3 protein-coding genes are annotated in these 6,262 nt (G+C 55.6%); all 3 read left to right on the forward strand.

Annotated elements, in window-relative coordinates; translation table 11 throughout:
• The coding region (locus tag EGI20_RS15800) for a helix-turn-helix domain-containing protein (protein WP_498632605.1) at positions 1-344 on the forward strand (344 nt) is incomplete at its 5' end.
• 1,328 nt (positions 345-1,672) lie between these two features.
• Positions 1,673-2,539: a hypothetical protein gene (locus tag EGI20_RS15805; RefSeq protein WP_498632607.1), complete on the forward strand. Its 867-nt coding sequence runs from the start codon at positions 1,673-1,675 to the stop codon at positions 2,537-2,539.
• Between the two features lie 460 nt (positions 2,540-2,999).
• The coding region (locus EGI20_RS15810; protein WP_498632608.1) for a RecQ family ATP-dependent DNA helicase at positions 3,000-6,262 on the forward strand (3,263 nt) is incomplete at its 3' end.

Consider the following 6,262-nt stretch of genomic DNA (forward strand, 5'->3'; position numbering starts at 1 on the left):
ATTGTGACACAAAAGATGCTGACTTAAAAGCGGATGACTTAAAAGATGCTATCGGTGATCCTGTGCCGATGCCAAATCCCATTGCTGAGTGTGTCGACGAAAAACCGTGTACATCGCTCAAGATACTTGCTGAAAATATGCGTGGACTACGTGCTCGTTTAGGCTGGAGTCAAGAAGAGCTGGCTTTTCACGCGGGGCTGCACCGTACATTCATTGCGCATGTGGAGCGTGAACGCCGGAACCTTTCTCTTGCGAACATCGAGAAGATTGCGGACGCGCTGGGTATCCCGGTTTGGGAAATTCTGCGGCCACAATCGCTGTCGGCAGCAGAAAATAATATGTAAAAATCGGGCAGGCAAGCTGCCCGATTAAAAATAATGCATGATTTCCTGATGTGGATGATACGTATCTGACTGCCAGGCCAGAGCGTATTTCCGTCTGTATCGTCGTCAAACGATACGTCCTGGGTCGACTTTTGCGCCAACAAAAGCCGTACTCGATACTGCCATGTGATGCCGCCAAGCATCTGTACTGCAACTTGCTTCCTGGCGTCTTTTGACTTCCCTTTTCAGGAAAAAAACAAACGGCTTCGGCCACATCGCCAGTTTGTTCGTGAAAAAACAACACCTACTCAACACCGCTCCCAGTCTGATACATCGCTTTTATCGACGATTACGTTACGACAGCTTGGTGCCAGCCAAGCCACGCTCAGACCTTCCCGCGTTAGACCATTTCTACTGCGTACAAGTACGCCACTGTCTCATCGATATCTCTAGTCTTGAAGACTTTCACAGGTGTTGCCCGTCGATTTCGGTCGTGCGATGTTCCATAGCCACTGACTTACTCAAGATATGATTTCCAACTGTGGGCCCGATGCGACTGCAGCGCATCGATGGCTTACTAGCACTCTGCACAGCTTCCCTAGTGGAAGCCGTTACACGCTTAAGCTATCCAGCGATCCCAGCAGCTTGCGCTCTTGGGTACCACCGCATCTGAATTTCTTCTCTGCGGCTCACCACCTTGCGATGGTGCGTGCAGCCTACGTGTGCAGCACCGGTTGTACGATTACTCGCACCCCCGGGACGGGACTAAAACCCGCTTTCGAACATGGCCAGGATCGATCTTCATTACTGAAGCGTCCGTGTCCGCGTCGCCCAACATACTTCCACCTTAACGATTGGGTCGAACAAGATTTGCATCTTGAGCGCCCGTTGCCGCGCAGCGAGCTCTATTAGAAGCACTGCGCGACGGGAGGCAAAACGTCGAGTGATTGGCGATCACCCAACGGGCAGTGACATGGCAGGGGGCGTTGGCGCACCCCCTGCCGCTTGGCGGCAATGAAGGGATGGCGACCCCGTGTGATATCTACTGTAAATAATCATGATCCTGCCTCGTGTAGCGACTCGCGCGTCATCGGGCGCACTTTTTCGCAAGATTTTGCAAAAAAATGCAGGTATCCGGTATCGGCGGTGCGACTGGGCGGTCGCTAACAGCGCGAAGCCAGTACAGGATGCATCCTCCTGTACTGGCTTCTATTGGAACATCAATGTGTGTGCTGTGAATTCGCTGCGCTCAGTTCACCGCACACGCGTATTTACAGCGTTTTGCCGTGATCGGCAAAACGTATAAAAAGCGTCGCTACACATCGTGTCATCAACAAGAAAGGCACGACATGTATCTCAAAATTCTCCCGCCGCCGAACTCACGCGGCTCTCATTTTTTGCGCATCCCGGCGAGCAAGACCGCCGCAATGCGCATCATTCTCGAAACAGTCCAGCGCGGTAGCCGCTTCTACACAAGCGGTATCGTTATTGCGCAAAAAGCTGTGCAGTTGGCAGACAAATTTGCGGAGCTGTATGAGATCGACGCGAACAGCAACCGGCGTGCGTATCGTAAGGGGCAAGGGCTGGCAAATTGCACGCTGGTCATGTACCCACATGATGATAAGCCCGGTAATTTCCATTGGTGGCTGCTGGTGACGCCGGGGAAAGGGCCGGTGCATCAACGTGAGAAGCTATTCGATGCGCACGACAAGCGCCAACGTTTGCCGTGGTCTGAACAGTACCAGCTCGTGCGTCTGCAAAAAGAGAAGGGGCAGGGCGGTGCACGAAGCTGGACCTGGCAGTTGCAGCCGCGTGCATTTGATGAGTGGAGTTCTGGCGTAGAAGAGGCAACGCGCAGCACCGGGACGGTCGGCATTGATGTTGTGCGCGTGAAGTCATTGATCGAGGCACTGCTGCGGATGCCGGGTTATCACGGCATCCGTGAGCAGCAGAAACAGTTGCTCATGCTCGCGAGTGAACACTGGCGTAAACATCGCAGACAACCGTTTCCGGTCGAGGTTGGGTACCTTCCGTATATCGACAAGGGGTTTGCCTGTTACGCAAACCCGCCATTGCACCTAGATGGGTTGGTACACATCATGCTGACTGCACCTGCACCTGCACCTGCACCTGCACCTGCACCTGCACCTGCACCTGCACCTGCACCTGCACCTGCACCTGCACCTGCACCTGCACCTGCACCGAAGCCGGATTAGTTTTGACTGTCGTCACGCGTAGCAGTCATGTGACGCGTGACGAAGTTACGCCACGATATAAAACAGGGACGACGCACTGGTCTAGCAGAGAAGGAGGTGCCCAAGAGGTGTGGATAAGGGGTCAGGTATCTAGCTTGGACCAAGCTAGGCCGAACCGTGCGAGTACGCTGATGGCGGCTCTAGCGCATATAAAAAAAATGATACTATTTGTCATTATTTTCGGAAAATACTCGCCATGTCGCAGAGTGGCTTTCAGCCAAAGGCTCTGAGCCTAGATATTGAAACATCGAAACAAGATGCATTAAAAGTTTGGAAACTGGCGGCATGGCGCGCCGACACGGATGCTTCCGTAGTGTCAGGAACGCCCCCCGAATTTGCTGTGTTGCGTTTACAACTCGATCGGCTGTCTGCTGGTGCCCGCTTTATTCTTGGGCATAACCTGCGCCGGCACGATTTACCGGTGCTTAAGACGCTTTGCCCGGATTTGGCCCTGCATGAACTCAAGCTGGTCGATACGCTAGAACTTTCCCCGTTGGCCTTTCCAGCTAACCCTTATCATCGGCTGGTCAAGGATTACAAGCTGCTGGCCGAAGCCCGTAATGATCCACTGCAAGACGCCAAACAAGCATTTGCACTCTGGACTGATCAGCTTGCCGCCTTGCAGAAGCAGTTTGAGGACGTGCCGGATCTGCTCGCTGCATACCACTATCTGGCAGGCGATGATGGGCTAGATGATTTTTTTACCCTGATCAGAAGAAGTTTCAAGCCTGATTTTGTGGCGTTTCGCCAGCTACTGCCACCGCTAGTCGCCGGGAAAATCTGTCCGAATGCGCTGGCGCTGCTGTTGCCGCAAATTGAGTCTGAGGCAAATACTCGACGTGCTTTTGCCTATGTGCTGGCCTGGCTGATGGTCAGTGGCGGGGACTCGGTGTTGCCACCCTGGGTACGGGCACAATACCCGCAGGTGCGCGAGCAGATCACTCTGCTGCGGGAGACGCCATGTACCGCACCAGACTGCCCCTATTGCAGCGAGCACCTGAATGTACGGCGGGAGCTTGAGCGCTATTTCGGTTTTGATGCCTTCCGTCCCCTGCCTGCGGCGCCGGATGGCGGTTCCCTGCAGGAAGCGATCGTGCGAGCGGGTTACGCCAAACAGCCGTTACTGGCCATCCTGCCAACAGGAGGCGGCAAATCGGTTTGCTACCAATTGCCGGCACTCTCCAGTTACTGGCGCAGCGGTGCCTTGACCATCATCGTGTCGCCACTGCAATCGCTGATGAAGGATCAGGTTGATAACCTAGTCAAAGCCGGCATCCTGTGCGCAGCCACGCTTAATGGCATGTTGACTATGCCCGAGCGCAAAGAGGTGCTTGAGCGTATCCGACTGGGCGGCATTGGTATCTTGCTGGTTTCTCCGGAACAATTCCGCAATACAGCCTTCACCTCGGCCATCCGCCAGCGGGAAATTGCGGCCTGGGTATTTGACGAGGCACACTGCTTGTCGCGCTGGGGTAACGACTTCCGTACCGATTATCTGTATGTCTCCCGCTATATTCGCGAGCACTACCCGCTTCCCCTTGCGCCGGTCTACGCGTTTACTGCGACTGCCAAGGCCGATGTAATCGCTGACCTGCTTGGACATTTTCGCGATGCACTGGGCATGGAGTTACAGGTCATGGACGGTGGGGTTGAAAGACACAATCTCCATTACGAGGTGATTCGGGTCGAGCAAGACAATAAGCGGCAAGAGATGCTCGCGCTACTGCGGCACGAACTGGCAGATGGTGGCGGTGCCGTAATCTTTGTCTCCAGCCGCAAACACGCCGAAGAACATGCCGAATTTTTACGCGCGCAGAGTTGGGCCTGCAGTGCCTACCATGCCGGCTTCGACCCCGGAGTCAAGAAGGCGATCCAGCAGGATTTTATTGGCGGCGACTTGCGCGTGATCGTCGCCACCAACGCTTTCGGCATGGGGGTCGATAAGCAAGACATCCGTCTGGTGATTCATGCCGATATCCCCGGCTCTCTGGAAAACTATCTGCAGGAAGCCGGCCGAGCCGGACGTGACCGGCATGCCGCACGCTGCGTCTTACTCTACTGCAGGGAAGATATCGAAACACAGTTCGGACTTGCGCTGCGCTCGCGGCTGACCCGGCAGGATATTGCAGGTGTGCTGCGGCTGCTGAAGCGGCATGCGGCACGGCAGGGCGCAAACGAAATGGTGCTGACCAGTGGTGAAATTCTGCGCCTTGCACCCGAAGACGAGGAGGCGGGAGTTGGCATCGTGGCTAACGAACCGGGCACCGATACGCGCGTTAGAACGGCGCTGCACTGGTTGGAATCGGCCGGGCTGGTCCAGCGCAATGAAAACCGGACCCAGGTTTTTCCGGCCAGTCTAAAAGTCGCATCGCTAGCCGCTGCCGAAGAAAAACTGGTGCGTGCCGACTTGCCGCCGCCGACACTGGAGCGCTACCGCCAAGTACTGGCTTACCTGATGAGCCTGGACGATGATGCAGGGGTCAGTACCGATGAAATGACGCAGCATCTTGGGTTACCGTTGGAGCCATGCCTGGCAGCTTTGCGCGGGCTGGAACAACTGCAACTGCTGAGTAACGAGATTAGCATCAGCTGCTGGCTGCGCAAGGGGGTAGCTGGCGCTTCGCACGAGCGTTTGCAGCAACTGATGCACCGGGAGCTGGCACTAATCAGTATCCTTCGCGAACAGGCCCCGGATGCGGAAGGTGAATGGTCGCAGCTTTCCTTACGGCTGTTATGTGAAGCGTTGCGCAGTGAATACCAGGTTAATCTCCGGCCAGATGAAGTGATACAGATCCTGCATTCGCTGGCACGGCCTTTACCCCGCTCTAGTGCAGAGGCAGGGCATGAGTATTTGCAGCTAAAGGTCAGGAACAAGGAGCAGCTTCACGTGCACCTGCTCAAGAGCTGGTCGACGTTGCAGACGCTGGCGCAGCGCCGGCAGTCGATCGCCCAGATTTTGCTGGCTGCACTGGAGATGAAACTGCCGGATGGCGCACGCGGTGCCAGCCTGTATGTGGCCAGCAGCCTAGGGGCGCTGGCCGATGCGGTTGCGGGGGACATTGAAGCTGCCAGCTCACTCGGGCAGTCGCCGGAACGGGTGCTGGCAGCTGTCAATGCTGGGCTGCTGTTTATGCATGATCACGAAGTCATCATTCTGGACAAGGGCAAGGCCCTGTTCCGTTCCGCCATGTCTTTGAAGCTGTTGCCGGAAAGTAAGGGACGGGGGTTTCGCGATAACGACTTTATGCCGCTTCGTGCACATTACGACGAGCGCACGCTGCAAATCCATGTTATGCACGAATATGCCCGGCTTGGCTTGGGTAAGATGGCAGACGCACTGGCCTATATCTTGGCGTATTTCTCTATGCCGAAAATGGAATTCATCCGCCGCTATTTTTCCAGCCGGCAGGATGAAATCAGTCGTGCCGCAACGCATGAATCCTGGCAACAGATCGTCGGCGAGCTAGGCGATCCGGATCAGGCTCAATTGGTCACGGCAAAAGAAGATGAAAACCTGCTGGTTCTGGCTGGTCCAGGGTCAGGCAAGACCCGGGTCATTGTTCATCGGGTGGCATTTCTGGTCAGGATCAAGGGTGTCAGCACCGCAGCCATTCTGGTGCTGGCTTACAATCGGGCCGCTGCGGGTGAAATTCGTCAACGTTTGCGTGCGCTACTGGGGCAAGC

It is taken from the genome of Aquitalea sp. S1-19, assembly GCF_024343515.1.